Origin of the sequence: Arthrobacter sp. E44 (assembly GCF_041877125.1) — a bacterium.
GTDB lineage: Bacteria > Actinomycetota > Actinomycetes > Actinomycetales > Micrococcaceae > Arthrobacter.
The window spans coordinates 116336-142865 of the sequence record NZ_JBHDJA010000009.1 but is presented as its reverse complement, the minus strand read 5'-3'; the positions used below and the strand labels follow the sequence as shown (position 1 = coordinate 142865).

Sequence of the window (26530 nt, the reverse complement as noted above, 5' to 3'; positions counted from 1 at the left end):
CGCCCCTTCCCGGTGGTCCGCCGTCGTACTTCACCGGCCGGCACCGCGCTCACCCGCCCCGGACGTTAATTACCGTCTTCGCAGCTGTCCTGGTCAGTGGTTTCCGGCGTCTTCGGAGTGCTCCTCTGGTGTGTGCACCACCAGGACCGGGCAATGGGCGTGGGCCACGATGGCGGAACTTACGGAGCCCAGGAGCAGGCCACCGAACCCGCCGTGCCCGCGGCGCCCCACCACGATCATGTCCGCGTCGCGGCTGGCATCGATCAGCGCTTCACGGGGGTGGCTCCGGATCAACGACGAGGTGACATTTGCCGGCGTCTCCGCTCCGAACGCCTGCACCACGGCCTCGTCCAGGACCTTTCTGGCGCCCTCCTCGAAGCCCTCGATGCCCATCATGACGTAGCCGCTGTACATCTGCGGGTACTCCCAGCAGGCCACTGCCTGGACCTTTGCGCCCAGGGGAGTGGCGAGCCGCTGCGCCTGGCGAAGGGCCTCCACGGATGCTTCCGATCCGTCAACGCCCACCACGATCCTGGCTATTGGTGCCCCGGCAATGCTCATTTCCGCTCCCTTGGTCCGCCCGCTTGCTTTAACCCGCGCTGTCACGCCTATCTTGCCTGCACAAGTGGGACCGGGCCAGGGTCCAAGGTCACGGCGCCCCGGCAGGGGGCACACCGGCCGGCGGAATGGCCACCCCGGACCGTGCCGGTTCGGTTGCGCCCTGGTCCAGCCGGAACGGCGGATATTCGTCCCGCATCAGTGCGGTGTACACCAGGACCCGGTAGATCCAGCGGTCAACGCCGAGGATGAAATCGAACAGCGGGCGCTGGTAGCGGCCCGTGAACAGCAGGATCACTGCCGCTATCAGGACCAGCAGCCCCAGCAGGGACGGGCCCGCTTCCTGGACATATGTCGTCCCGCCGAAGTTGTTTTCCGCCCGCCACCGCCACGTGGTGTTGGTAAAGGCAGCGACCACCAGCAGGTGCGGGATCGACAGCAGCCACCATTTCACCAGGACCAGGCCGCGGGACAGCCGCTCCGGGTAGTCGACGTCAAAGTCGGCGGGGTAATTGGTGCGCTTCAGTGTGAACGGCGGGTACAGGTCCGTGCCGACGGCGGCGTAGGCGTAGAACGCCACCCGCCAGTTCCACCGCATGACGCCCACGTTGAAGTCGAACAGTGCCCGCGGGTAGCGGCCGGTGAACAGGATGCCGAACCCGGCCACGATGGTGGTGATGACGAAGGCGAACCAGAGGAAGAAGAGCAGGATGAAATGCGGAATCGCCAGGAACCACTTCACCAGCCACATCCACCGCGACAGGGCCGGGTCGATGTCCCCGAAGAGCCTTGCGGGGTAGCCGGGGGCACCTGGCACCGGGGTGAAGGTTTCAGAGGGCGGCGCGGCCCCGGGTGCCGGGGGTGCTCCGACCACCGGCGCCGGGTACACAGGTGCGCCTTCCGCCGGCCCGCTGTAGGGAGGCTCACCGGCAGGTGGTCCTGCGGAAGGATGCGCGGCGTGCCGTCCAAGGCCGGACGCCCCCAGGATGATGAGGGGAATGCCGATCACCAAGGCAATGATCCCGCCTACCAGCAGGCCCGTTGCTGCCGGCTGGAAGAGGTCCGAGTGGAAGCCTGCCTGCAGCCGCACATCCACCCCTTGGGAGGCATCGGCGTTCATCACCACCACTTCCCAGGCGCCGGGCGCGATGTTCCAGGTGAGCTCCTGCTGCCCGGATCCTGTTGCGGAGGCGCTCCAGAAGCGCTGGTCGGCAGGCGGGGATGCAGGATTGTTGCCCGGAACGTCGCGGTAGTCCGCACGGAAGGGCTGCTGCCGGATGTTCAGCAGCTCCGAGTGATGCACGCCTGACAGGTACTGCTCCACGTCGGCCTGCCGGCCAATGCCAATGAACACGGGCTTGTCCGGCGTTACTGATGCAGCCCGCAGCCTCAGCTTTCCGATGTCAAAGGGCAGCCTGCCGGGAACGTCCTCGCCGATGGCGTCGGCCCGAGGCGAGGTGAGGGCAAAGGAATTGACGGAAAACCGTGACGTACCGGACGTCAGGTAGCCGTCGCCCTGGATGGTTCCCACCGCTGAGGCCACGGCTCCGCCCGCCAGTGCGGCCAAACCGGGGAGCGTGATGAGGATCCCGAGGATCAGCATGATGATGGCAGCGGGCTTTTTCATGGCGTCGAACCTTCGGCGTACGGAATACGGAGTGCCGGCAGGAGGACCGGCAGGCGGTGCAGCCTACATCGTGCGGGCAGCGTCAGTCCGGGTGATGATCACGGGGCACGGAAGGTGCTTGAGGACGCCGTGAGCGGTGGAACCGAGCAGGAGGCGTTTAAAGGCGCCCCGGCCGCGGCTGCCCACCACCAGCAGCCTTGCCCCGGCTGCGGCCTCCACCAGGGCGTCCACCGCGCGCCGTTCGGTATCAAGGCGCTGGTGCACCATCAGGTCCGGGTAGTCTTCCTTGAGCCCTGCCACCGCTTCGGACAGCACCACGCGTTCCTCGTCAGCGATGAGGTCCGCCATGGCTGCGGGCGACAGGCCGGCGTCGATGACAGGATCCGGGACATCAACGGCATAAACGACAGTGAGTTCGTCGCCTTCGCGGTCTGCCTCCGCGGCCGCAAAGGCGACGGCCTGGGTCGACTCGGGGGATCCGTCGATGCCGACCACCACTCCGGCCCTGCCTTCAAGGTCCTGGGTTCCGACGACGGCGACAGGGACCTTGGCGGCTGTGGCCACCTGGAGTGCGCGGTCGGCAAGGGTGCCGCCGAAGTGGCCGCTGCCCGAACCGATTACCATCATCGAGGTCCTCTTGGAGTACTTGGCAAGGGACCCGCCCACGCTGCCGGTCAACAACTCCGTTTCAGGGGTAACTGTAACCGTTCCTTCGAGGCGTCCGGCGGCTGTTTTCAGGAGTTCCTCCCCGGCCTGCTGAAGCGTTCCAAACCACGGATACGGTTCGGCAACCCACCGGTCGTCCACCACATGGAGGATTACCAGCGGCAGGTCCGCACGGTGGGCGCGGCGGGCGGCCCACACGACGGCGGCCTGGCTTTGTGCTGAGTCGTTGGTGCCCACAGCGATGGGTTTCCGGGATGTCATGGCCGCACTTCCTGCCTGTCGTGAACTGGCTTCTGCCATTCAAGACTGGCCCGGGTTCCGCCGGCTCTCTAGGGCCGAAAGTCACGGAAGCGCTGTTCAGGGGCGCTTCACGCCCCGGGCGCGGCCGGAGCAATAGGCTCCGGGCCGGGTGTGTCCCTGTCGGCCAGCGTCTTGTAGATGGTCCAGCCGACGGCGGTCAGCGGCACGGCCAGCAGCGCACCGATGACGCCGGCCAGCGTTGCCCCCGCGGCCAGTGCCAGGATGATCACCAGCCCGTGGATCCTCAGGACCCGGCCCATGAAGAGGGGCTGGAGGAGGTGGTGTTCCAGTTGGTTGGCAGCAACGAGGATCACCAGGACCACCAGCGCGGGAACCGGTCCGTTCTCCACCAGGGCCACCAGCACCGCCAGGCTGCCGGCGGTGGTTGCGCCGATAATCGGTATGAAACCACCCAGGAAGACCACTGCGGCGAGGGGGACCGCCAACGGAACCCGCAGGATCAGGAGCCCGGTAAGGACGATGACGGCGTCAATGGCTGCGATAATGAGTGTCCCCCGGACGTAGCCGCCCAGCACCACGATGCTGCGTTCGGCCGCCAAATGTGCCTTGCCCTGGCGGGTCCCCGGGAGGAATCCGATCAGGAACCCCCGGATCTTCTCGCCGTCCTTGAGGAAAAAGAACAGGATCACGGCTGTCAGGACTGAACCTGCCACAATCTCCCCGGCCGTCCGCAGGCCCGTCAGCGCGTCGGCGCCCAGGGTTCCTCCAGCCAAAAACTTCTGGAACTCGCCGCGGGCTGCGTCGATCTGGTCACTGGTAAGGGCCACAGGGCCGGTGGTGATGAATTGCTGCAGCTGGCCAATGCCTGCTTCTGCCCGGGCAGCCAGGACGGAGGCCTGCTGCCTCACCAGGGCGATGATTCCACCCACCACTCCGGCCGCCACCGCCAGGATCACCAGGAAGGAAGACAGCACCGCCAAGGCGCGGGGCCAGCCCCGAGCCGCGAGCCAGCGGACGGCAGGAGCCATTGCCGACGCCAGGATTAACGCAACCAGCACCGGGATGGTGACCAGCGGGACACGGATGGCGGCCGTCACCGCCACCCAGGCAAGTGCCAGGACGGACAGTGCCTGGATGGCCCGGATGCCGGCCCGGCCCAATGCGTCGGTCCATAGGAGGGACATCCGGGCGGCGAAGGACTGGGGCCGGGGCGGCTGTGCCGGGGGCCCGTCGGGGGACATTTTGGGTTCCATGCGATTCTCCTTGCTGGCCATCACGTTTTCTGCCCCATTTGCCTGTTCCTTACCCAGGACGGTTCACATCCAAGCCAGTTCGTCAGTATGCTTACTATTGTCCGCTGAACGGCAACAGGAAAGGCATCATCATGACTGAGCAGAACGTCCCCGACGATGAGCTGGAAGTTGTGGAGGAGGACGATGTGCTTCTCGACGAAACTCCCGGCGCGGCATCGTCGCTGGAACTGGACCCTGTGATGGGGGAACCCGACAGCTACCCGGGCGCTGCGGAGAACAATCCGGAACGCTGGCAGGAAGACCCCCTGTTGCAGAATGAGGCCGTCTCGGGAGAAGAAGAGGACTTCCTGAGCGAGCAGACGCTGCGGGACGAAAGCGCGCAGGCCCGCTACCGCTCCGGCGATGAACAGGTGCCCCCCGGTACGCCCACGCTGGGGGAGGCTGCGGCCGACGTCGATTTCGGCGAAAACCCCACAGGTCCCGAAGCGGACGCCAGCGACGACGAGGAAAACTTCGGCGGCTCCCCGCTCAGCCAATTTGAGCCGGACGACCTGGAACGATAGCGGTCCAAGGGTCCGGGCCCGCGGGGCCCGGACCGCGGGAAGGAAAGAGATGCACTCCAAAAACTGCTGCTGGAGGCCTTCGACCGGCTTCCTTCACTTGTCCGCCAGGCACTGGAAGGGCTGGACGAGGCGGACCTGCAGCGCCGTCCTGCCGGTAACGGCAATTCCATCGGCTGGCTGATCTGGCATACGGGCCGGGTGGAAGATGCACAGGTGGCCTCCGCCTCCGGGCTGGAGCAGGTTTGGACGGGAGAAGGCTTTGTATCCCGTTTCGGGCTCCCGCTTGCGGAACGGGACACGGGCTACGGCCACTCCAGTGAACAGGTGGACGCAGTCAGGGCGCCCCGCGGGCTCCTGCAGGAATACTACGAGGCGGTCCACCGGCAGACCGCCAAGGTCCTGCAGGGTATTGATGATCCGGACCTGGACCGCGTGGTCGACGAACATTGGGATCCGCCGGTAACCCTCGGAGTGCGGCTGGTCAGCATCCTGGGGGACTGCCTCCAGCACCTCGGCCAGGCAGCATATGCCAAAGGGCTGCACGCGGAGCCGGCAGACGCCCCAAGTGCGTGAACTCGTGGTGCTGGGCACGGCTTCCCAGGTTCCCACCCGCACACGGAACCACAACGGGTACTTCCTGCGCTGGGACGGCGAAGGACTCTTGTTCGACCCCGGCGAGGGCACCCAGCGCCAAATGATCCATGCCGGGGTGGCGGCAAGCCAGATCACCAGGATCTGCCTCACCCACGTGCACGGAGACCACTGCTACGGCCTGCCGGGGGTCCTGTCCCGAATGGCCCTGGACGGTGCTTCACACCCCGTTCACCTTCACTATCCTGCCTCCGGCGAACAGATTGTCCAGGCCCTCGTGGCTGTCAGTTCGCCCGGTATCGACCTGCGGCTCCATCCGCACTCCGGCGCCGGACCCGTGGCGGACGGCCTGGAGATCCGGCCGCTGAGGCACCGCATCGAGACGTACGGATACCTGCTCACCGAGCCTGACGGCCGCACCTTCCTTCCGGAACGGCTCCGGGCGGCAGGAATCGAAGGGCCTGACGTGGGCCGACTGCAGCGCCAAGGCTTCTTCGGCGCAGTCGCGTTGGAGGACGTAAGCGTCCCCAGGCCCGGCCAGCGCTTCGCGTTCATCATGGACACCGCGCCGTGCGCCGGCGCGGAGGAACTGGCCGAGGGCACGGACCTTCTGGTCAGCGAATCGACATTCAGCAACGACGACGGCGGGCTGGCGCACCAGTACTTGCACCTGACCGCCGGGCAGGCAGGGGAGCTGGCGGCGTCCGGAAAGTCCCGGACGCTGGTGCTCACCCATTTTTCCGCACGGTATGGCGACGACATGTCCCTGCTTGCGGAGCAGGCGCAGGCACGTGCTGCAGGGACCACGGTCATCGCAGCCCATGACCTGCAGCGCATAGCCGTGCCTCCGCGGCGGCACCAGGTGCGGGAATCAGCGGACCATTATGACGGCGATAGGGTTAAACCATGACGGCAGCAGCTGAATCCATGGTGGCTTTTGACGGCCGCTTCGCGCGTGAACTGTCGGAACTCGCTGTTCCCTGGCAGGCCGAGGAGGCCCCCAGCCCCGGCCTCCTTGTCCTCAACGAGAAACTGGCGCGTGACTTGGGCCTGGACGCGGAGTACCTGCGCAGTCCCGAAGGCGTGCGGCTCCTGGTGGGAAATCACGTTCCTCCTGGCGCCACACCGGTGGCGCAGGCTTACGCCGGCCACCAGTTCGGCGGATACTCGCCCCTGCTCGGTGACGGGCGGGCGCTTCTGCTGGGCGAGGTCACGGACCGGAGCGGACGACTCCTGGACATCCACCTCAAAGGCTCTGGACGCACGCCTTTCGCCCGCGCGGGGGACGGCAGGGCCGTCGTCGGGCCCATGCTGCGCGAATACCTCGTCAGCGAGGCTATGTACGCCCTGCACATTCCCACCACCAGGGCACTCGCCGTCGTGGGCACGGGCCGCCAGGTCCGGCGCGACGGTATGCTGCCGGGCGCCGTCCTGGCCAGGGTGGCAAGCAGCCACCTGCGCGTGGGCAGCTTCCAATATGCGCGTGCCACCGAGAACCTCGACCTTCTGAAGCGCTTGGCGGACCATGCCATCAGCAGGCACTACCCCCAGGCCGCGGAAGCCGAAAACCCCTACCTGGCACTGTTCGGGTCGGTCGTCTCCGCGCAGGCGGAACTGGTGGCCCGCTGGATGCTGGTGGGATTCGTCCACGGGGTCATGAACACGGACAACATGACCATCTCAGGGGAAACCATCGACTACGGCCCCTGTGCGTTCATGGATGCCTTCAATCCTGCGGCCGTCTACAGTTCAATCGACGTCAGCGGCCGCTACGCCTACGCCAACCAGCCGGTTCTGGCCGAATGGAACCTTGCCCGGCTGGCGGAGGCGATGCTGCCGCTTATCCACGAAGACCAGGAGCAGGCGGTTGCGCCCGCAGTGGAGGTGCTCGGCGGCTTCCGGGGCCACTACAGCAGGGCGTGGACCGGTGGCATGAATGCCAAGCTCGGCCTTGGCAGCCGCGGGGGAAGTGACGAGGAAACCACGTCCGCTTTGGTGGACGGCGCCCTTGCCATCCTGAAGGACGGTCCCGTGGACTACACCCTCTTCTTCCGTAACCTGGGCAAGGCCGCCCGTGGCGACCTTCGTCCGGTGCGCGGCATGGTTCTTGATCTGGCTGCGTTTGATTCCTGGGCGGAGCGGTGGCAGGCACTCGAACCGGACGCGGAGCTGATGGACAACGTCAACCCGGCGTACATTCCCAGGAACCACCTCGTGGAGGAGGCATTGGCCGCTGCCACGGCCGGAGACCTGTCACCCTTGCAGCAGCTTTTGGAGGCAGTCAGTGACCCCTTCACCGAGCGGCCCGGGCTGGAACGCTACGCCGAAGGCGCCCCCGAGGACTTCGGCAACTATATGACCTTCTGCGGGACCTGACGGCTGCGGGGGCAGGCGGCGGATGCGACAGGAGGGCGGCAGCCGGATGACCGGCTGCCGCCCTCCTGTCTAATGCCTGCGCTGTTGGGCGCCTGCGGTGATGCGAAGACTAGGCGACGCGGACCGCTGAGTAGCCGCCGAGCCAGCTGATGGAGTGCACCTGGGTGTCGTAGCCGTTCACGCCACCGCTGACAACCTGGCCGTTGCCGGCGTAAACGCCAACGTGGCCGGAGGTGATGATCAGGTCGCCGGGCGCAGGAGCGCCGACCACGGTGCCGTACTGGAAGAACTGGGTGGGGGCAAGATCGCCAACGGACTTGCCCACCGAGCGCAGCGCCTTCTCAACCATGGCAGTGCAGTCCTGCTTGATGCCCAGCTGGCCGTAGGCGTTTGCCAGGATGGCAGCGCCGGTGCCGCTGCCGGTGGGGGCGGACACGGGGGTGGCCGAGGCGTAGGACATGTTCATGCCGGTGTTGGCCGGAGCGGCGGCTGCGGTCTGCACGGGTGCTGCTGCAGGGGCCGGAGCCGGTGCCGGTGCCGCGGTGTAGCCGGCGGCGGGGATCTGGATCTGGTCGCCCGGGTAGATGATCGAGGACAGGCCCAGTCCGTTGGCGGACAGGACGCTGTTCAGGCTGACGCCATTAGCAGACGCAATGGCACCCAGGGTATCGCCGGAAACTACGGTGTGGACGCTGCCTGCTGCCGCTGCCGGGGCCGCAACAGGTGCGGAGTACGCCTGCACGTTGGTCTTTTCCGTGGTGTCAGGGCCGGTGACACCGGCGTGGGCCGGGGCGCCGACGCCGAAGGCAATGCCGGACGCTGCAGCAACTGCGAGCGCGGGGCGGCCCAGCGAGCGGGCCTGGGACTTGGCTGTCACGGCGAGGCCCTCGAGAACAATGGAGCGGGCCGGAGTTGCGCGGTGACGGGCAGTGGTGGAATTTTTTGACACGGTTGATCGCCTCTCCCATGCCTGCGGGGTGAGCTGTCGGGTTCGGGCTGGAGATACCCGGCCGGAAGCAACCCCGTAATGGACGGAGGCGCTATCGACTTAACCCCAAGGCCACAAGTGGCCGCGGAAACTTGGTTCCCCCGTCCCTGCCAGCTGGAGCGGTTGTATCCCATGATCAGTGGCAGGGCTCGGCATACTGATGGGAATGTCCCGTCTGAGAGGGACACCTGAAGACCATAACCCACATGCGGTGGCATTGTCACATTTGGATAACATACGAGGTTTCCCTCTCGAATTCCGCAAACGTTTGGACGTTACGGCTGTTATCGGTGTCGACCTCGGCTAATAGCCGGGCTTGCAGGACAGGTAACGGCCCGGACACGGACACGGGATGTTTGCCGCGGCTCCATGGAACTGGCCGTTTCCATTCAGGCGCTCCGCGATCCGACCGCTAGGCTGTTTGCATGCCAGATTTCGACCGGTTCCGGGTACTGCTCGAAGAGGAGCGGGCGCGGCGCCTGGAGTTGCTGCCGGCGCTGCGGGCTGACATCCAGGCAGCGAATTCGGCCCGGCAGGACTCCAATGTCGATGACGAGCACGACCCCGAAGGGGCCACGATCGCGTTTGAGCTCTCGCAGGCTTCGGCGCTCCTGAAGCAGAGCTCGGCCGGCCTGGACCAGATTGACGCGGCGCTGGCCCGCCTGGCAGCGGGGACCTATGGAACCTGCGCCGTGTGCGGGGAGCCCATTGCGGAGGGCAGGCTGGAAGCGCGGCCCTGGACACCGTTTTGTATCCGCCACGCCTCGTCCGGTCGGGGACGATGACTGGCCCTGCGGATGTGGTGTCCGCGGCGGCGGAGTTCGTTGACCGGACCCTCCAGAACGAGGGCGCCTGGTACCGGGCGGACGACGTCGGGAACCGGCTTGGCTGGGTGCTGGACTCTTACGGTTCCTCCATCGGAGCGGTGCGCGGCACGGTGCGCGATGCCCTGCGCAAATTCAAGGACCTGGACCACGACACCACGGTGATGCTTGCGTCCACCCTGTGGGGACAGCCCCGGCCCGGCTCCCGCCCCGTGTTTGAGCGCCGGTTGGCGGCCGTGGTGCTGCTGCAGTCACGGGTGCGGCTGCTCAGGCACTCGGACCTGACCCGGCTGGAAGGCTTCCTTCGTTCTGCCCAGGCTGCAGACCTGATCCAGCCCCTCCTGGGCGACGTCCTGGTGCCGCTGCTGTCCGGCCTCGGGGAGCGCGAGCGGCAGCGGGCCAACGCGGTCCTGGCCCGGTGGCGGGACGACCCCGACCCGCAGCTTCAGGCGGCGGCAGCCGCCCTTGAAAAAGATTTGACCCTTTGACCTCGAAACCGGGAGATCCGCATGAATGAGCACTTTGACCTTGACCGTTTTGTTGCCGCGCAAAACAGCGGCGGCACCTATGACCAGGCGCTGGGGGAGCTGCAGGTCGGCAGGAAGTCCGGCCACTGGATGTGGTTCATCTTCCCGCAGATCTCCGGGTTGGGGCAGAGCGCAATGTCCCGCAAATACGCCATCTCCTCACTCGCAGAGGCCCGTGCCTACCTGGATCATGAGGTACTGGGGCCGCGGCTCCTGGAGTGCGCCCTGGTCCTGGCCAACCATGCAGACCAGTCCGCGGAGGACATCTTCGGCGGCATTGATGCCAGGAAGCTGCGGTCGTCCATGACACTGTTTCTCCGGGCGGCACCCGGAGAAACAGTGTTCAAGACTGTCCTGGCCCAGTTCTTCGACGGCGAGCCTGACCCTGCCACCGATGAGATCCTGGCTGGCCACGCCGCTGGCTGACGCCGGGTTGGCGGATCAGCCAGGCCCGGGGAACCGGCTAGGGCGTGGGGCTGCCGCCGTTGACGTTCAGTGGTTCCCCTACCACGTAGCTGGACTCGGGTGAAGCCAGGAAGACGTAGGCGGGTGCCAGCTCCGCGGGCTGTCCTGCCCGGCCCAGGGGAGTCGACTGGCCGAATTCCGGCAGCTGCTCCTTGGGCTGGCCACTGCTGACCTGCAATGGCGTCCAGATGGGACCCGGGGCCACGGCATTCACCCGGATTCCCTTGGGTGCCAGCTGCTGTGCCAGTCCCTTGGTGAAGTTGTTGATGCTGGCCTTGGTGGTGGCGTAGTCCACCAGGGTGGGGGACGGGTTGTACGCCTGGATGGAGGTGGTGTTGATGATGGTTGAGCCGGCCGGCATGTGCGGGACGGCGGCCTTGGTCAACCAGAACATCGCATACACGTTGGTCTTGAGGGTGTGGTCGAACTGCTCGTCGGTGATGTCCTGCAGGTCCTCCTGGGCCACCTGCTTCCCGGCGTTGTTGACCAGGATGTCCACCCCGCCCAGCACGGCAACCGCCGTATCAACGACTTCCCGGCATGTGGCGGAATCCTTGAGGTCGCCCGGCACCTTGACGGCCTTGCGGCCCGCAGCCTCGATGATCCCGGCGATGCGGGAGGCGTCCTCCTCTTCCTGGGGCAGGTAGGAAAGGACGACGTCGGCGCCTTCCCTTGCAAAGGCAATGGCAGTTGCGGCGCCGATGCCTGAGTCCGCGCCGGTCACGATGGCGCGGCGGCCTTCCAGCCGTCCCGTTCCGCGGTACGTTTCTTCGCCCAGGTCAGCCTTGGGCGTCAATTCGGCGTCGAGGCCCGGCTCGGGCTGGTGCTGCTTGGGCGGGGAAATCTTTTCGTAGGCAGTCACGGGATTACGGAAGGTGTACTGGTCAGTCATGGTGGTCCTCCTGTTCGTGCGGACTCGGGCTGGTTCGTCGCCCCGGAAATTGAAGCAGCCTGCGATTAATGGATCACAGCAAGCCAAAAAGCTAAGCATGCTTACGGTTCCCAGCCTAGGCAATGAAACCCCGCCCTGCCAAGCGGTCCTTCGGCGTGGCCGCGTCAGTCCCGCCGTACTTCCACCAGCCTGACCTCCGCCAACCGCCCGCCGTCGACCTTCGCTTCCATGAATGTGCAGGAGGGCTGCCGGCGGCGGTCCGTGGGCGACCCGGGATTCAGCAGCCGCAGCCCGTTCGGCGACGCGGTGTCCCAGGGAATGTGGCTGTGCCCGAACACCAGGACATCGGCTTGCGGATACAACGCTTCGCACCGCAGTTCGCGGCCCTTCGCCTGCCCTGTCTCGTGGACCATCGAAAACCGGACGCCCTCCAAGGTCGCGCTGGCCGTTTCAGGAAGGCGGCGGCGCAGCTCCGCGCCGTCATTGTTCCCATACACGCCCAGCAGACGCCTGCTTCGGCGCTCGAATTCGTCCAGCAGCGCTGCGTCCACCCAGTCACCGGCGTGGAGCACCACATCGGCATTTTCAACGGCCCGCCACACCTGGGCGGGAAGGTCTTTGGCGCGTTTTGGCACGTGGGTATCGGCGATGAGGACAAGGTTCAAGGGCATATCCGCATCCTGCCATGAAGCTCTGTTCCCGCGCCCGCCGCAGTCGTACTCTGGGGCTGGGAGGTGATTGCCATGGAGGCAGCCCAAGGCGACCGCATCGTCGTGCACGGAAGGACCGTAGGGTCCTCGGACCGGCACGGGGTGATCCTGGAAGTCCGCGGCGAAGGCGGAAGCCCGCCCTATGTTGTCCGCTTTGACGACGGGCACGAAACGGTCATGTATCCCGGCGGCGATTTCGCCGTCGACCGCGCACACAACACCTGACCGGCGGTGCAAGCGGGACTGCGCCCCGCCGCTCCACCTGTCAGACTGGACGAATGGACCACTTTCCGTACTCCAGCACGTCATCCACCCCACCGCCCCGCTCCGGTCCGCGCGACCCGGGTGACGCCTGGGTGGAAGGGGACCGGGGCCGGTACTGGGGCAGGTTCGGTGCGGCCGGCGTCCTGGCCTACGACCCTGCCAAGGGGGTGCTCCTGCAGCACCGCGCCGTCTGGAGCCACAACGGGGGAACCTGGGGCCTTCCCGGCGGGGCGCTGCATGAGGGCGAAGAAGCGGTGGACGGCGCGCTCCGCGAGGCCTACGAGGAGGCGGCCGTCCCGTCGGAGAGCGTGGAAGTGCTGTTCACCTCGGTCCTGGACCACGGCTACTGGTCCTATACCACCGTGGTGGTGCGGGTGCTGGAGTCCTTCGAGCCCGTTATCAGCGATCCCGAAAGCATTGCGCTGCTCTGGATCCCGGTAGCCGAGGTGGACGCCCTGGAGCTGCATCCGGGTTTCGCGGCGGCCTGGCCGGAACTGCTGGCGCGGCTGGACTCCGGAGAGTCCTGGTAAACGGGGAGTCCTGGTGAACGGGGAACGCTGCTGAACCCCGGCCTGCGCCGCTGCTAGTAGCCTTCGCCGTACTCGGCCGTCACCAGGATGGGCAGGTGGTCCGAATTGCCGCGCGGCAGCGTCTCCACACTGGCGATGTCCAGGCCCAGTGACGTGGCGAAGTCGAAGTGGCCCTTGAACACCTTGTACCTGGTGTAGGTCCGCCTGTTGCTGAGGGACAGGGCGTATCCGGAGTTCTTCATATGCATGTCAAGGTTCTTGGTGAAGAACGGGTAGTTGAAGTCACCCACCATCAGGGTCATCAGGCCCTTGCCCATGCTCAGCAGCTCGGCGTGCGCTGCGTGGATCTGCTTGCGCCGCAACGAGTTGGAGGCAGTGAGCGGGGCTGCATGGAAGGAGCCGATCACCAGCTCATGCTGGGTTTCGTTGTCCATCACCCTGGTGCCGATCAGCCGCTCATGGGCCGGGGCCAGCACCCTGTCATGCATGGACTTCTTCAACGCGAAGGACTGGGTGTCCAGTGCAGTGAAGCGGCTGGTGCGGTAATAGATGGCCAGGCCCAACCGGTTGCCCTTGGTGGCATCGGCAAGGTGCAGGGGGCCCAGGGTTTCGGGAAGGTCGCTGGCATCCACTTCCTGGAGGCACAGCGCATCGATGTCATGGTTCCGTGCCAGGGCGAGGAGCTCGCCGCTGGCATTGTGCTTGCGGAGGTTGTAGCTGATGACGCGCATGAAACACCTCTTTTGAGGGTTGCTGACAGGACCAGTTCCTTACTCTAGTCCGATTGCCGCCCCCACCCTCCAACATTTCGCCGGCCGTCCCGGCGCGCCGTTCCCGTGAAGGATAGAGTTAGTGGCAATTCACTGAACGTTTCGTAAGGGGCCAGCCTTGACTGCAGACCTGCCCGAACTTGCCGGGGGCAACTTTTACTACCAGGACCTGGGGGAGGGAGCGTTCCGGTCCACCATCCATGCCCAGGGAGCGTGGAATGTCCATGAACAGCACATGGCACCGGCGTCCGGCCTTCTGGCGGACCGGCTGGAACGGCACGAGCCGCGCGAAGACATGCGGATGGCGCGAATCAGCTATGAGATCCTTGGCCTGATCCCGGGCGGTGAGTTCAGGATCGACACCACCACGCTGCGGCCCGGCAGGACAATCGAACTTGTGCAGGCCGAGCTGGTAGCAGGCGGCAGGACGGCGATCCGCGCCACCGGGTGGCGGATGCTGACCAGTGACACGGGTGAGGTGGCCGCCGTCGAGGACGCCGCCATACCCGGCCCTGACGAATGCAAGCCCTATGACGGCTCAGCCGTCTGGCCCGGCGGTTACATCCGGTCCCTGGAAATGCGGGTCGCCGAAGGACACCGGCCGGGCGCAGGGAAAGTGTGGCTGCGCACGGAACATCCACTCACCGACCGCGCCGACAGCGGGGATTTCGCACGGCTGATGGGGATGGTGGACACCGCTAACGGCATCGCCGCCCGGGTCCCACCGGGCAAGGACAGCTACGCGTTTCCCAATCTGGACCTGCAGATCCACATGTACCGCAGGCCCGAGGGGGAGTGGCTGGGGCTGGACAACGCTGTGTCGTTCGGCCGCGACGGGATCGGCCTCACATCCACCGTGCTGCACGACCGGCAGGGTCCCTTCGGCCGCGCGGAACAGATCCTGACGCTTCGCAGGACGTGACCTGCCCAGCTATGGTGCCCGCCTGTATCGCTGAGTATCGTTGTATATCGTTCGCGATTGACAAAGGAGTTCATCATGCGTTCGTCATACCCTGCAGGCGGATTCGGTCCCGGTAATTTCGATGGGATGTGGCAGGCCGTCGAAGAGCTGAGGTCGCGGTTCGAAAAGCGGACGGGAACCCGTGCCGGGAAAGGCGAGGTGCGGGCGGCGGTCCTGGCCCTGCTCGCGGAGCGGCCCATGCACGGTTACCAGATCATCCGTGAAATCGAGGAGCGCAGCGGCGGCAGCTGGAAGCCCAGCGCAGGTTCTGTCTATCCCACCCTGCAGCTGCTGGCCGATGAAGGAACAATCAGCGCCGAGGAATCCAACGGCCGGAAGATCTACTCGCTTACCGAAGCTGGGCGCGAGGAGGTGGCGGCCCGCCACGGTGCTGCGCCCTGGGATCCTGCAGGTCCCCAATCCGGAACCGCAATTGCTTCGCTCCCCAAAGCCGGCATCGAGCTGGCCCAGGCGGCAGCCCAGGTGGCCCGGACCGGATCGCCGGAGCAGGTGCAGCAGGCCGTAGCAGCGCTGGACGAGGCCCGGCGCCGGCTCTACGCCATCCTCGCCCAGGACTGACCCGGGTGGTGGCGTCGACCGTCCAGGACAAAGCCGCAGACCCCTCGCTGCCCGTGCGCGAGCACCGGGGGCGCTACCGGCGGATCCTGCGCTTCGCCGCCTGGAACCTCGCCGCCACGTGGTGGTTCGAACTGTTCCTGCCGAGGATCGGGCTGGGACGGATCTCCACGCGCACCCGCTCCAGGCGGATGCGACGCTTCGCGCAGCGGTTCCACGACCTGGCCGTGGAACTTGGGGGACTAATGATCAAGGTGGGCCAGTTCCTGTCCTCCCGGCTCGATGTCCTTCCACCGGAGATCACCAAGGAGTTGGAGGGGCTGCAGGACGAAGTGCCGCCGGTCGCGTTCCCGGCCATCTCTGCCCTGGCGGCACAGGAACTGGGGACACCGCTGGCAGGTGTTTTCGCGTCCGTGGACCAAACGCCCATCGCCGCTGCATCCCTGGGCCAGGCCCACCGGGCCCGCCTCAATGACGTTGACGCGGGGGACACCGGGCTCGACGCCGTGGTTTTGAAAGTGCAGCGCCCGGGTATCGGAGCCATCGTGGACGTCGACCTCGCCGCCCTCCGCAAGGTGGCCGGCTGGCTCAGCCACATCCGGCTCGTATCCCGCAGGGCCGACATGCCGGCCCTGGTGGAGGAATTCGCCCAGACCAGCCTCCTGGAAATCGACTACCTGCACGAGGCCGTGAATGCAGAGCGTTTCGCCGCCGATTTCGCCGGCGATGACCGCGTGGAGGTTCCTGGCGTGGTGTGGGAGCGGACCACCCGCCGCGTGCTGACCCTCGAGGACGTCACGGCCATCAAGATCACCGACGTCCGGGCGCTCCGCGCCGCCGGCATCGACCCCGCCGAGGTTGCGCCGGTGTTCGCCTCCATCATGTTCGACCAGCTCTTCACCAACGGCTTCTTCCACGCCGACCCGCACCCGGGAAACATCTTCGTCACCCCGGTCCCGCCAGGCACCGGGGAGCATCCCTGGAAGCTGACCTTCATCGACTTCGGCATGATGGGGGAAGTAACAGCCTCAACCCGCAGCGGGCTGCGGAAGCTGCTCATCGCGGCGGCCGCGCGCGACGGCAAAGGACTTGTGGCGGCCATCAACGACGTGGGCGTCCTGATGCCGTCAGCGGACAGCGTGGGCCTGGAACGGGCCATGACGCAGCTCTTTGCCCGTTTCGGCGGCATGGGGTTTGCCGAACTGCGTGAGGTGGACCCGCGGGAGTTCCGGGACTTCGCCGTGGAGTTCGGTGACGTGGTCCGCTCGCTGCCGTTCCAGCTGCCGGAGAACTTCCTGCTGATCATCCGTGCCATGTCCCTGACGTCGGGGGTGTGCAGTGCCCTCGACGAGCGGTTCAACCTGTGGGACTCGGTGGAACCCTACGCAGCACAGCTGCTGCGGGACGAGCGCGGCAACGTGGTGCAGGATGTGGCCCGGCAGGCCATCGATGCCGCCGCCGTGGCCTTCCGCCTGCCAGGCCGGCTTGACGCGTTGGCCGGCCGGCTCGAAGAGGGATCACTGGAGGTGGCCGTTCCCCGGCTGGAGCGGCAGGGGGCCCGGCTGGAAAGGGCCGTGCGCCGCTCGGCCTCCGCCGTGGTCTTCGGCGCCGTGCTGATCGCCGGCGCCATCGCCCGCGCCGACGACCTGGTACTGGGCAACGTGCTGATGGCAGCATCGGCAGTTCCACTGCTGCACGCACTGTGGGTGGGGCGCCGGGGGCGTTAAGTCGCGTGCCGCCGTCGGGCGTACCCTAGGGATGGCCCGTCCGGCCGCTGCCAATGAACCTGTCGCCACCAATACCCGTCGACGCCAAAGCCCAGGGAGCTTCGCCATGCACCATACCGCTACCGGACTCCGCCCGCTCACCGTGGTGCGGCAGGACGTGTCCCTCGGCGCGGGCCGCGACCTCGAATTTGGCCTGGAACTGTTGGCCAGGGCCAGGAGTGGCGGGATAGGGCCCACCCTGCGGCTGTACCGACCAGCTCCCACTGTGGCGTTCGGGCAGCGGGACACCCGGCTGCCGGGTTTCGACGCGGCCGCCCGCGCCTGCCGGGAGAACGGCTTTGAGCCCCTGGTCCGCAGGGCAGGCGGACGCGCTGCCGCATACCACCAGGGCACGCTGGTGGTGGACCATATCGAACCGGATGCGGATGCCGTCGCGGGCTCCAAGGCACGGTTCGGCTACTTCGGCGAACTCTTTGCGACGGCCTTGCGCAGCGTGGGGGTGCAGGCGGCTGTGGGCGAGATCCCGGGGGAGTACTGCCCCGGTGAGTTCAGCGTGCACGGCACCGACCCGCAGGACAGCTCGCGGCGGCTGAAGCTGGTGGGGACTGCCCAGCGGGTGGTCTCCGGCGGGTGGCTGTTCAGCTCCGTGATTGTGGTGGAGGACTCAGCCCCTATCCGTAAGGTCCTCACGGACAGCTACGCGGCGCTGGGCCTGGACTGGGACCCTGCCACCGCCGGTGCAGCCAATGACCTGGTCCCCGGCCTGGACGTGGCAGCCGTTGAGCAGGCCCTGCTGGAAACGTATGCGGGCCATGCCGTCCTGGAATCTGCTTCATTCAGCAGCCTGGGGGCATGACCCGCAAACAGTGGTGCGGCCGGCGCCGCATGGGATGGTGGCCGGATCAGGCGGCCAGGCGGCTCTTGACCTCGGCAGCCGACGGGTTGGTGGCTGCGGTGCCGTCCGGGAAGAGGACGGTGGGAACGGTCCGGTTGCCGCCGTTCAGCTGCTCCACGAGCTCGGCGGTACCCTCCACCTCTTCGATGTTGATTTCGTTGTAGCCGATGCCCTGCGCATCGAGCTGCTTCTTCAGCCGGTTGCAGTAGCCGCACCAGGTGGTGGAAAACATGGTGATGGTGCCGGATTCGGGAGTGAAGTCCACAGGGAGCTCCTATACGTCGCTTGGAAGGTTTCCTTACATTCAACCGTAGCGCGGCGGCCGGTATTCCCCGGTACGGCATTGCGTGGGCGGGGCTGGATGACAGTTTGTGGCGGGCGGTGGCAAGGTGGTGCCATGTGTGGACGCTACGTAATGGCCCGTGCCGTGGGGGACCTCCTGGCTGAGTTCGACGCCGAGCTGGAGGACGAGGTGAGCGTTCCGCCGTCGTGGAATGTAGCTCCCACCGACGCCGTCCCCATCGTGCTGGAGCGCCTGAAGGAGGACAACGCCGGGCCCAGGCAGGTGCGCCAGCTGCACGTGGCACGCTGGGGCCTGGTCCCGTCCTGGGCGAAGGACCTGAAAATCGGGTCCAGCATGATCAATGCCCGCAGCGAATCGGTGCTGGAGAAACCGGCATTCCGGAAAGCCGTAAAGTCACGGCGCTGCGCAGTCCCGGCGGACGGCTACTACGAATGGAAGCAGGGCCCCGGGAAGTCCAAGCAGCCGTATTACGTGCACCCGGTCCAGGGCAATGGGCTGGTTTTCGCCGGCCTCTACGAATGGTGGAAGGACCTGTCCGTGCCTGTAGGGCAGCCGGGGCGGTGGCTGCTGTCCACGTCCATCCTCACCGCTGACACGCCTCCGCCGGGGACGGAATCCACCATCTTTGGGAAGCTGGCGGAACTGCACGACAGGGTGCCCCTGCCCATGGACAAGGCCACGATGGAAGCCTGGCTGGACCCCCGGGCCGATGACGCAGCCGGGCTGGTGGACCTGGTGCGGTCACGGGTCAAGGATGCCGCCGCTGACTGGCAGGTGGATTCGGTGGGCAAGGACGTGGGCAATGTCCGGAACAACGGCCCGGAACTGATCCGCCCGGCGGAGGCACTGTTCCAGCAGCCCCTCTGAAGGTGCCCGGCCTTCACACCGTGACGGTGCCGGCGTCGTCCACTGCCCAAGTGGGGTTATAGGCCACTTCCCAGCGGAAGCCGTCGGGGTCGGCGAAGTAGCCCGTGTAGCCGCCCCAGGGCTGGGTGACCGGCTCGGCGATGATGGCAGCGCCCGCCCCCGCCGCCTCCTCCAGGACCCTGTCCACATCCGCCGGGCTTTCCACGTTGTGGCTGAGGGTGATGCAGGGGACGCCGGTCGGCGGATTGGTGCCGGCTTCGGCCTGCATCTGGCGTGCGTCCCACAGGGAGAGCATCAGGCCGTGGTTCACCTGGATGAACAGCACCTCCCCTGCAACCTCCCGGTGGACCGGCCAGCCAAGGCCGTCAATATAGAAGACGCGTGAATCCGCAACGTTGCGGACACCGAGGGAGATAAAGTCGACTCTGGGCTCCATGCTTCGATACTGTCAGACGATGGCGACAATTCAAGGAAACGATAGGGATGCCCGGGCCGACAAGGAACAGCTCGCTGCGGTCCGGATTGCCGTTGACGAGGTGGATGAGCAGATTGTCACCCTCATCGCCCGCCGTGAACGGCTGATCAGGATCGCCGGAACCCTCAAGGGTGATGACGCCGAGATGCGCGCCCCGGGCCGGGTGGAGCGCATTATCGAGCACGTGCGCTCAGCGGCTGAGAAAAAGGACATTGACCCTGACATTGTGGAGTCAACGTACCGGGCCATGATCTCTGCGTTCATCGAACTTGAACTGCGGATCCACAAAGAAAACAGCTGACTTTAAAGTGTTGGTGGAGGTGGCCTACAGGGCCTCCTCCACCGGCACGCCGTGCTGGAACTCCCGTCCGTCCGCCTCGCTGAAGGCGGAAATGACGTGCCCCTGTCCCAGCCCGTTGAGGGCTGACAGGGGAAAGCTCCCGGTAATGGTGTTCTCCGAGTGGGACACCCCGGACAGGTCGTAATCCTCCTCGACGCCCTGGTCCCGGTTGAACGAGTAGCAGGCGATTGCCTTCCCGTTCATGAACTCAATGCACAGCCGCCGCTGGAATGAATAGTCCGGCGAGGCCCCCATCAACCCCACCACGTAGGCGCCGGATTCCGGAATGGCGCCGTCGATATCGAACGTGGCAAGGATCGTGGAATCCTGGGCCTTGATGCTTGCCTGCTTGAGGAGTGCGTCATCGGTACTCATGCCAACATCCTGCTCCCTGCCGCACGCTCCGTCCACCCCCGCCTATGTTTTGCTCCCGACGCGGCGTAGACTGGCATTATTCGAATACGTGTTCGAATAACGATTCCAGTTTTACCGTCCGGGGAGGCGCCATGGGCATGTTCAGCGAGTCCGTTGACGTGGTGTGCTCCGCTGCAGGCCAACCGGAATCCCTCACCTGGGCAGGAAAGTCTTACGCAGTCTGCGCCGACCCTGTCCGCTGGTTTGAACGCCGTCAATGGTGGGCGGAGGACGCCAGGGCTCCCTTGGGAAGCGGGCAGGGCGTGGTGGACCACGAAATCTGGCGCATCCAGGTGCTGCCCGTCCGGAAGCCACCCCGTTCCGGGGAATCCGGAGAATCTGACGGCACAGAACCCCTCACCCTTGACCTGTCCCGCCACATCCCCAGCGGCCGGTGGCGGCTGCTGCGGATCCATGACGCACTGCGCCCCAGAACTGCTTGAAACAGAACAGCATGAGCTTCACCCACCTTCACGTGTCCACAGCATTCAGCGCCCACTACGGCGTCTCCTGGCCGGAGGAACTGGCCATGGCAGCCGCCGCTGACGGGGCCACTGCCCTGGCCTGCACCGACAGGGACGGCCTGTACGGCACCATCAAGCACCTCAAGGCCTGCATGGCAGCCGGCATCGATCCCATCGTCGGAGTGGATTTGGCAGTCTTTGACGACGACGGCGATCACCGCACGCAGGTATCCGGCAGGGTGGTGGTGCTGGCCAGGGGCAACAACAACGGAGCCGGATACCGTGCGCTCTGCCGGCTGGTCTCCGACGCCCACGCCAGGACTTCCGGGAAAGCCGGGGGAGCAGTGCCCGCGGCAGTCACCCGCGCCGAACTCGCCTCCCGCACCCTGGACCCCCAAACCCTCAAACCCGTGCTGACCGTCCTGCTCGGCCCCGACTCCGACGTCGGAAGGTCCATGGGCGGGCGTCGCTACCTGCGCCCCCGGACCTTGTTCAAGCAATGGATCGATGCCATGCCCGCGGGAACGGTCGTAGCGGAAATCGTCTCCCAGCTCAGCGCCCCGGGTACCCCGTTCAGCACGGCCCATGCTGTCCGCATGCTCAGGCTTGCCGAGGAATACCATGTACCCGCCATCCTCACCAATGCCGTCCGCTACTGCGCCGCCGATGGAGCCCCCACTGCCGACGTCCTGGACTCAGCCAGGACCCTGAAGTCCCTGCCGGAGCTGGCAGGGGAGCCGCTCCTGCAGCCAACCGGACAGGGGTGGCTGAAATCCGGGGAGCAGATGCTGGCCCTGGGAAAGGAGATCATTTCCGCGGCCGGTTATGGCGCCGCGGACCTCAAGCAGCTGATGGCCCAGACCGAGGCGCTCGCCGACCTCTGCAGGATTGACCCCACCGCCGATATGGGGTGGAAGCAGCCGGTGGTCCCGGAAGCATCAGTCATTGGCATCAACCAGGATCCGCACGCCGAACTTCTCCAGCGCTGCCATGCAGGAATCGGGAGGCGGTTCCCCGGTGTCAGCGGCAAGGCTGAGAAGGACATGCTGCTTCGGCTGGACCATGAGCTCAGGATCATCAACAGCCTCGGTTTCTCCTCCTACTTCCTGACAGTGGCGGAGGTGTCGCGGATGATCCAGGACATGGGGGTCAGGGCGGCCGCCAGGGGGTCGGGGGCCTCCAGCCTGGTCAACTACCTGATTGACGTCAGCCATGTGAATCCCCTCCAGCACGATCTCATTTTTGAACGGTTCCTTTCCAACGACCGCGCCACCCTTCCGGACATCGACATCGACGTCGAAAGCGCAGAACGGCACAACGTCTACCGGCGGATCTTCGAACGGTTCGGGTCCGAGCGGGTCACCCTCATGAGTATGCAGAACGGGTACCGGGCACGGGGGGCAGTGCGCGACGCCGGGCTGGCGCTGGGGATGGACGACGGCGAGGTGGGGGAGATCGCCAAGCAGCTGTGGCGGTTCTCGGCGCGCAAGTTCCGTGAGGCGCTGCAGGAGAAGCCCGAGCTGCGGGAGTTTGCCGGCAGGGTTGAACAGCGCGATGCCGATGGCAACCAGCAGCTTGACCTGCTGGTGGACCTGACCGAACGCCTGGACCGGCTTCCCCGCCACATCTCAATGCACCCGTGCGGCGTGATCCTGGGCGATGCAACGCTCCTGGACCGCACCCCGGTCCAGCCAAGCGGGCTTGGCCTGCCCATGAGCCAATTCGATAAACACGACATGGACCCCATGGGCATGCTCAAACTCGATGTCCTGGGTGTCCGCATGCAAAGCGCCATGGCTTTCGCTGTCAGGGAGATCATCCGCATCCACCCCACCAAGAAGGAAGTGGTGGCAGCGGGGCGGCACCCACTGGGACCTGACGGCACCGGGCCGGATTACATTGCCGGAGATGGCCGGATCGACCTGAACGCCGTCCCCCTGGACGATGAACCAACCTACGAACTGATCAGGAGCACGCACACCCTGGGCTGCTTCCAGATTGAATCCCCCGGGCAGCGGGAACTGATCGGCAAGATGGCGCCACGTGAATTCAACGACCTCATCATTGATATCTCCCTGTTCCGCCCAGGACCGATGAAATCGGATATGGTGCGGCCCTTCCTGGAACACCGCCACGGTTTTGCCCCTGAGGTGTATCCGCACCCGGACCTCAAACCCGTGCTGCAGGAAACCCACGGGGTCACGGTCTTCCACGAACAGATCCTGAAAACCCTCAACATCATGACCGGTTGCGGGCTTGCCAAGGCCGACGAGTTCCGCAGGGCGTTGAGCAACGAGGTCGGGGAAGCGCAGGTAGAGGAATACTTCCGGCGCAACGCCAAGGCCAGGGGATATACCCCCGAGGTAGTGGAAAAGGTATGGGGGACGTTAAAGTCCTTTGCCAGTTTCGGCTTCTGCAAAGCCCATGGCGCTGCTTTCGCCGTTCCCACCTACCAGTCCGCCTGGCTGAAGGCACACCATCCCGAAGCCTTCCTGGCGGGCCTGTGGGAGCACGATCCCGGAATGTATCCCAAACGGCTTTTGGTTTCCGAAGCCCGGCGGCTGGGCATCCCCATCCTTCCCCTGGACATCAACAGGAGCAAGGCCGAATACAGGGTGGAGCGGATCGAATCCGGCAAGGACACTGGAAAGCTGGGAATCCGGCTCAGCCTGAACGGGATCTACGGGCTGTCTGCGGCCGAATTGAAACGGATCGTAGCCGGACAGCCCTATGACTCGCTGGCCGACCTCCGGGCGCGCTCGCGGCTCAGCAAGCCCAGCATCCGGCGCCTGGCCCAGCTGGGTGCCTTCGATTCCCTGCATCGGGAAGCAGGTGGCCCGGCCAACCGCGCGGACCTGGTGCACCATCTGCAGCAGTTCCAAACCGCCAACGGAACGCGCAAAGGCCTGGAGGTGCTGGAAGGGCAGCTGGCACTTCCCCTGGGCGACATCGAACTGCGGAACATCAAGCCTGGGCTTCCCGCCCCCACCCTGGTGGAAAACGTCAGGGCAGAACTGGACCTTATGGCCGTCGATGTCAGCACCCACCTGATGGACAGCCACCGGCCGCTGCTGGAAAAGCTGGGCGTCACCACAGCGGATAAGCTCCTCAGCCTGCGCAACGGCACTGAAGTGCTGGTGGCAGGAGTGCGCGTGGCCACCCAAACGCCACCCATGCGCGGCGGCAGGAGGGTGGTGTTCATCAGCATTGACGACGGCACCGGCTGCGTGGATTCTGTCTTCTTCCACGAGGCCCAGGAAAGCGCCGGCCCGCTCCTGTTCGGCACCCGCCTGCTGCTGATCCGCGGCACCACCCGCAGGACCGGACCCCGGGGCATCAGCATCAGCGCGAGCATGGCGTGGGACCTGCGCCGGACGGACACCTTGCCCTTCCCGGAAAACACGACGGCGGGCGGCGGGGACGTGCCCCATCCCCTGGATGGCATCAGCAGGACACTGGCGATCACCGGTTTCAACGGGTGAGCCTGCAGTTTTTGTCCGCTGCACCTGCCGTGCGCCGCGTTGGTCGGCCCTGACCGGAACCGATAGCATTGACGATGGCTGGCTGTGGTCCCCGTATGCCACAAGCTATGAAGCCTCAACTTTGAATAGGAGACACCCGTGTCAGATGCCCAGCAGATCACCCTTCTCGTCGATGGCGAAGAGACCAAGGTGACTACCGGGACAACCGGTGCGGAACTCTTCTTTGAGCGCCGTGACGTTGTCGTTGCCCGCGTTAACGGCGAACTGAAGGACCTGGACCAGGAACTTCCCGAAGGCGCCGAGGTGGAGGGTGTCACCATTGATTCCCCCGACGGCCTGAACGTCCTGCGCCACTCCACGGCCCACGTCATGGCCCAGGCCGTGCAGCAGCTGCGTCCCGACGCCAAGCTCGGCATCGGCCCCTACATCACCGACGGCTTCTACTTCGACTTCGACGTTGCCGAGCCGTTCACCCCCGAGGACCTCAAAACCCTCGAAAAGATGATGCAGAAGATCATCAACCAGAACCAGAAGTTCGTCCGCCGCGTCGTCACCGAGGACCAGGCACGCGAAGCGATGAAAAACGAGCCCTACAAGCTCGAACTGCTGGGCAGGAAGAACGACGCCGCCGAGGCCGGGGAAGGCGTAAACGTCGAGGTCGGTGCCGGCGACATCACCATCTACGACAACGTAGAACGCAAGGAAGGCACCACCGTCTGGTGCGACCTCTGCCGCGGCCCGCACCTGCCCAATACCAAGTTCATCTCCAACGCCTTCGCCCTGACCCGCTCGTCGTCGGCCTACTGGCTGGGCAACCAGAAGAACCAGCAGCTGCAGCGCATCTACGGCACGGCCTGGCCCACCAAGGAAGCGCTGAAGGCCTACCAGGAACGCATCGCCGAGGCCGAACGCCGCGACCACCGCAAGCTGGGCTCCGAACTGGACCTGTTTTCCTTCCCGGACGAACTGGGCTCTGGCCTGCCCGTCTTCCATCCCAAGGGCGGCATCATCCGCAAGGAGATGGAGGACTACTCCCGCCAGCGCCACGTCGAGGCCGGCTACGAGTTCGTCTACACCCCGCACATCACCAAGGGGCACCTGTACGAGGTCTCAGGCCACCTGGACTGGTACAAGGACGGCATGTTCCCCGCCATGCACGTGGACGCCGAACTCAACGAGGACGGCACCGTCCGCAAGCCCGGCCAGGACTACTACCTGAAGCCGATGAACTGCCCCATGCACAACCTCATCTTCCGCTCCCGCGGCCGGTCCTACCGTGAACTGCCACTGCGGCTGTTCGAATTCGGTTCGGTCTACCGGTACGAGAAGTCCGGTGTGGTGCACGGCCTCACCCGCGTCCGGGGCATGACACAGGACGACGCCCACATCTACTGCACCCGCGAGCAGATGAAGGACGAACTCACCAAGACCCTCAACTTCGTCCTGGACCTGCTCAAGGACTACGGCCTGAACGACTTCTACCTGGAACTGTCCACCAAGGACCCGGAAAAGTACGTCGGCGACGACGCTACCTGGGAAGAAGCCACCAGGACCCTTTCCGAGGTGGCCCAGGAGTCCGGACTGGAGCTTGTGCCGGACCCGGGTGGAGCTGCGTTCTACGGTCCCAAGATTTCCGTGCAGGCCAAGGACGCGCTGGGCCGCACCTGGCAGATGTCCACCATCCAGTTGGACTTCAACCTGCCGGAACGCTTCGAGCTGGAGTTCCAGGCCGCCGACGGCAGCCGCCAGCGCCCCGTGATGATCCACCGCGCGCTGTTCGGCTCCGTGGAGCGCTTCATGGGTGTCCTCACCGAGCACTACGCCGGTGCGTTCCCCGCATGGCTGGCGCCGGTCCAGGTGGTGGGCATTCCGGTCGCCGAAGCGTTCAACGAGTACATGTTCGACGTCGTCGATCAACTTAAGGCAGCGGGTATCCGTGCCGAGGTGGACACGTCCTCCGACCGGTTCCCCAAGAAGATCCGCACCGCCAGCAAGGACAAGATCCCGTTCGTGCTCATCGCCGGCGGCGACGATGCGGAAGCAGGCGCGGTGTCGTTCCGCTTCCGCGACGGAAGTCAGGACAACGGCGTGCCGGTGGAGGAAGCCGTCAAACGGATCACCGACGCCGTCCGCAACCGGACCAGCTAGCCGAACGGAAGC

Annotated in this window: 29 protein-coding genes and 1 riboswitch; of the genes, 18 read left to right on the top strand and 11 right to left on the bottom strand. The window is 65.8% G+C overall.

Features of this window, described 5'->3' with window-relative positions:
- Window positions 1–93: 93 nt before the first annotated feature.
- From ACETK3_RS10315 to ACETK3_RS10300, 4 genes are all read right to left on the bottom strand, one after another.
- Complete coding sequence (locus ACETK3_RS10315) at window positions 94–561, bottom strand: universal stress protein (RefSeq protein ID WP_237428260.1); 468 nt, start codon at window positions 559–561, stop codon at window positions 94–96.
- A gap of 88 nt (window positions 562–649) precedes the next feature.
- Window positions 650–2185, bottom strand: coding sequence for a DUF4389 domain-containing protein (locus ACETK3_RS10310; RefSeq protein WP_373992831.1), 1536 nt, complete (start codon window positions 2183–2185; stop codon window positions 650–652).
- 63 nt (window positions 2186–2248) lie between these two features.
- The gene (locus ACETK3_RS10305; protein WP_373992830.1) at window positions 2249–3112 is read right to left on the bottom strand and encodes a universal stress protein; all 864 of its coding nucleotides are present in this window, start codon (window positions 3110–3112) and stop codon (window positions 2249–2251) included.
- Between the two features lie 107 nt (window positions 3113–3219).
- Window positions 3220–4365, bottom strand: a complete 1146-nt coding sequence (locus tag ACETK3_RS10300; RefSeq protein ID WP_237428257.1) for an AI-2E family transporter — start codon at window positions 4363–4365, stop codon at window positions 3220–3222.
- Window positions 4366–4496: 131 nt separating this feature from the next.
- Between ACETK3_RS10300 and ACETK3_RS10295 the strand changes: the two genes are divergently transcribed.
- The 4 genes from ACETK3_RS10295 (at window position 4497) to ACETK3_RS10280 (ending at window position 7895) form a co-directional block, all read left to right on the top strand.
- Complete coding sequence (locus ACETK3_RS10295; RefSeq protein ID WP_237428256.1) at window positions 4497–4928, top strand: hypothetical protein; 432 nt, start codon at window positions 4497–4499, stop codon at window positions 4926–4928.
- A gap of 63 nt (window positions 4929–4991) precedes the next feature.
- Window positions 4992–5501, top strand: a complete 510-nt coding sequence (locus ACETK3_RS10290; RefSeq protein WP_237430512.1) for a DUF664 domain-containing protein — start codon at window positions 4992–4994, stop codon at window positions 5499–5501.
- A complete protein-coding gene (locus tag ACETK3_RS10285; protein WP_237428255.1) occupies window positions 5494–6429 on the top strand; it encodes a ribonuclease Z in 936 nt (311 codons plus the stop codon). Before ACETK3_RS10290 ends, ACETK3_RS10285 begins: the two co-directional genes overlap by 8 nt.
- A complete protein-coding gene (locus ACETK3_RS10280) occupies window positions 6426–7895 on the top strand; it encodes a YdiU family protein (protein WP_237428254.1) in 1470 nt (489 codons plus the stop codon). Before ACETK3_RS10285 ends, ACETK3_RS10280 begins: the two co-directional genes overlap by 4 nt.
- 109 nt (window positions 7896–8004) lie before the next feature.
- Here ACETK3_RS10280 and ACETK3_RS10275 read toward each other — a convergent pair whose 3' ends face one another.
- A complete protein-coding gene (locus ACETK3_RS10275) occupies window positions 8005–8844 on the bottom strand; it encodes a LysM peptidoglycan-binding domain-containing protein (protein WP_236798507.1) in 840 nt (279 codons plus the stop codon).
- A gap of 3 nt (window positions 8845–8847) precedes the next feature.
- Window positions 8848–9048, bottom strand: a riboswitch (cyclic di-AMP (ydaO/yuaA leader).
- A 260-nt stretch (window positions 9049–9308) separates the two neighbouring features.
- On the opposite strand from ACETK3_RS10275, the gene ACETK3_RS10270 reads away from it, so the two are divergent.
- From ACETK3_RS10270 to ACETK3_RS10260, 3 genes are read left to right on the top strand one after another with little or no spacing between them, the layout of a single operon-like run.
- Entirely contained in the window at window positions 9309–9668 is a 360-nt protein-coding gene (locus ACETK3_RS10270) for a TraR/DksA C4-type zinc finger protein (RefSeq protein ID WP_237428253.1), read from the top strand.
- Complete coding sequence (locus ACETK3_RS10265; RefSeq protein ID WP_373992829.1) at window positions 9665–10195, top strand: DNA alkylation repair protein; 531 nt, start codon at window positions 9665–9667, stop codon at window positions 10193–10195. The genes ACETK3_RS10270 and ACETK3_RS10265 overlap by 4 nt, the downstream gene beginning before the upstream one ends.
- A 21-nt stretch (window positions 10196–10216) precedes the next feature.
- Complete coding sequence (locus ACETK3_RS10260; protein WP_237428251.1) at window positions 10217–10660, top strand: DUF1810 domain-containing protein; 444 nt, start codon at window positions 10217–10219, stop codon at window positions 10658–10660.
- A 37-nt stretch (window positions 10661–10697) separates the two neighbouring features.
- On the opposite strand, the gene ACETK3_RS10255 is transcribed toward ACETK3_RS10260, so the two are convergent.
- Both ACETK3_RS10255 and ACETK3_RS10250 read right to left on the bottom strand, forming a co-directional pair.
- Window positions 10698–11591 (bottom strand): glucose 1-dehydrogenase, encoded by an 894-nt coding sequence (locus tag ACETK3_RS10255; RefSeq protein WP_373992828.1) that lies wholly within the window; start codon window positions 11589–11591, stop codon window positions 10698–10700.
- Window positions 11592–11755: 164 nt separating this feature from the next.
- Window positions 11756–12262, bottom strand: coding sequence for a metallophosphoesterase (locus ACETK3_RS10250; RefSeq protein WP_237428250.1), 507 nt, complete (start codon window positions 12260–12262; stop codon window positions 11756–11758).
- A 72-nt stretch (window positions 12263–12334) separates the two neighbouring features.
- On the opposite strand from ACETK3_RS10250, the gene ACETK3_RS10245 reads away from it, so the two are divergent.
- Both ACETK3_RS10245 and ACETK3_RS10240 read left to right on the top strand, forming a co-directional pair.
- Window positions 12335–12526 (top strand): DUF1918 domain-containing protein, encoded by a 192-nt coding sequence (locus ACETK3_RS10245; protein ID WP_142133702.1) that lies wholly within the window; start codon window positions 12335–12337, stop codon window positions 12524–12526.
- Window positions 12527–12579: 53 nt separating this feature from the next.
- A complete protein-coding gene (locus ACETK3_RS10240; RefSeq protein WP_237428249.1) occupies window positions 12580–13095 on the top strand; it encodes an NUDIX domain-containing protein in 516 nt (171 codons plus the stop codon).
- A 53-nt stretch (window positions 13096–13148) separates the two neighbouring features.
- Here ACETK3_RS10240 and ACETK3_RS10235 read toward each other — a convergent pair whose 3' ends face one another.
- Window positions 13149–13826: an endonuclease/exonuclease/phosphatase family protein gene (locus ACETK3_RS10235; RefSeq protein WP_236798500.1), complete on the bottom strand. Its 678-nt coding sequence runs from the start codon at window positions 13824–13826 to the stop codon at window positions 13149–13151.
- 157 nt (window positions 13827–13983) lie between these two features.
- On the opposite strand from ACETK3_RS10235, the gene ACETK3_RS10230 reads away from it, so the two are divergent.
- The 4 genes from ACETK3_RS10230 to ACETK3_RS10215 all read left to right on the top strand — a co-directional run bounded on the left by ACETK3_RS10230 (window position 13984) and on the right by ACETK3_RS10215 (window position 17985).
- Window positions 13984–14787 carry a thioesterase family protein gene (locus tag ACETK3_RS10230; protein WP_236798499.1) on the top strand — a complete coding sequence of 268 codons (804 nt, stop codon included), beginning with the start codon at window positions 13984–13986 and terminating at the stop codon, window positions 14785–14787.
- Window positions 14788–14862: 75 nt separating this feature from the next.
- Entirely contained in the window at window positions 14863–15405 is a 543-nt protein-coding gene (locus tag ACETK3_RS10225) for a PadR family transcriptional regulator (RefSeq protein WP_237428248.1), read from the top strand.
- An 8-nt stretch (window positions 15406–15413) separates the two neighbouring features.
- The gene (locus tag ACETK3_RS10220) at window positions 15414–17129 is read left to right on the top strand and encodes an AarF/ABC1/UbiB kinase family protein (RefSeq protein ID WP_237428247.1); all 1716 of its coding nucleotides are present in this window, start codon (window positions 15414–15416) and stop codon (window positions 17127–17129) included.
- A 106-nt stretch (window positions 17130–17235) separates the two neighbouring features.
- Complete coding sequence (locus tag ACETK3_RS10215) at window positions 17236–17985, top strand: lipoate--protein ligase family protein (protein ID WP_236798497.1); 750 nt, start codon at window positions 17236–17238, stop codon at window positions 17983–17985.
- Window positions 17986–18031: 46 nt separating this feature from the next.
- Here the strand turns inward: ACETK3_RS10215 and ACETK3_RS10210 are convergent, their stop codons facing one another.
- Entirely contained in the window at window positions 18032–18289 is a 258-nt protein-coding gene (locus tag ACETK3_RS10210; RefSeq protein ID WP_236798496.1) for a mycoredoxin, read from the bottom strand.
- A gap of 132 nt (window positions 18290–18421) precedes the next feature.
- On the opposite strand from ACETK3_RS10210, the gene ACETK3_RS10205 reads away from it, so the two are divergent.
- On the top strand, window positions 18422–19195 hold the full coding sequence (locus tag ACETK3_RS10205) for an SOS response-associated peptidase (protein WP_306969139.1): 774 nt from the start codon (window positions 18422–18424) through the stop codon (window positions 19193–19195).
- A 13-nt stretch (window positions 19196–19208) separates the two neighbouring features.
- Here ACETK3_RS10205 and ACETK3_RS10200 read toward each other — a convergent pair whose 3' ends face one another.
- Entirely contained in the window at window positions 19209–19631 is a 423-nt protein-coding gene (locus ACETK3_RS10200; protein ID WP_373992827.1) for a VOC family protein, read from the bottom strand.
- A 19-nt stretch (window positions 19632–19650) separates the two neighbouring features.
- Here ACETK3_RS10200 and ACETK3_RS10195 point away from each other — a divergent pair, with 19 nt between their 5' ends.
- Window positions 19651–19971, top strand: a complete 321-nt coding sequence (locus tag ACETK3_RS10195) for a chorismate mutase (RefSeq protein WP_373992826.1) — start codon at window positions 19651–19653, stop codon at window positions 19969–19971.
- 24 nt (window positions 19972–19995) lie between these two features.
- Here ACETK3_RS10195 and ACETK3_RS10190 read toward each other — a convergent pair whose 3' ends face one another.
- Window positions 19996–20385, bottom strand: a complete 390-nt coding sequence (locus ACETK3_RS10190) for a hypothetical protein (protein ID WP_236798494.1) — start codon at window positions 20383–20385, stop codon at window positions 19996–19998.
- A 131-nt stretch (window positions 20386–20516) separates the two neighbouring features.
- Here ACETK3_RS10190 and ACETK3_RS10185 point away from each other — a divergent pair, with 131 nt between their 5' ends.
- The 3 genes from ACETK3_RS10185 (at window position 20517) to thrS (ending at window position 26518) form a co-directional block, all read left to right on the top strand.
- Entirely contained in the window at window positions 20517–20867 is a 351-nt protein-coding gene (locus ACETK3_RS10185; RefSeq protein ID WP_236798493.1) for a hypothetical protein, read from the top strand.
- 11 nt (window positions 20868–20878) lie between these two features.
- Window positions 20879–24370 carry a DNA polymerase III subunit alpha gene (locus ACETK3_RS10180; RefSeq protein WP_306969135.1) on the top strand — a complete coding sequence of 1164 codons (3492 nt, stop codon included), beginning with the start codon at window positions 20879–20881 and terminating at the stop codon, window positions 24368–24370.
- A 138-nt stretch (window positions 24371–24508) separates the two neighbouring features.
- Window positions 24509–26518 carry a threonine--tRNA ligase gene (thrS, locus tag ACETK3_RS10175; RefSeq protein WP_236798491.1) on the top strand — a complete coding sequence of 670 codons (2010 nt, stop codon included), beginning with the start codon at window positions 24509–24511 and terminating at the stop codon, window positions 26516–26518.
- The last annotated feature ends 12 nt before the right edge of the window (window positions 26519–26530 follow it).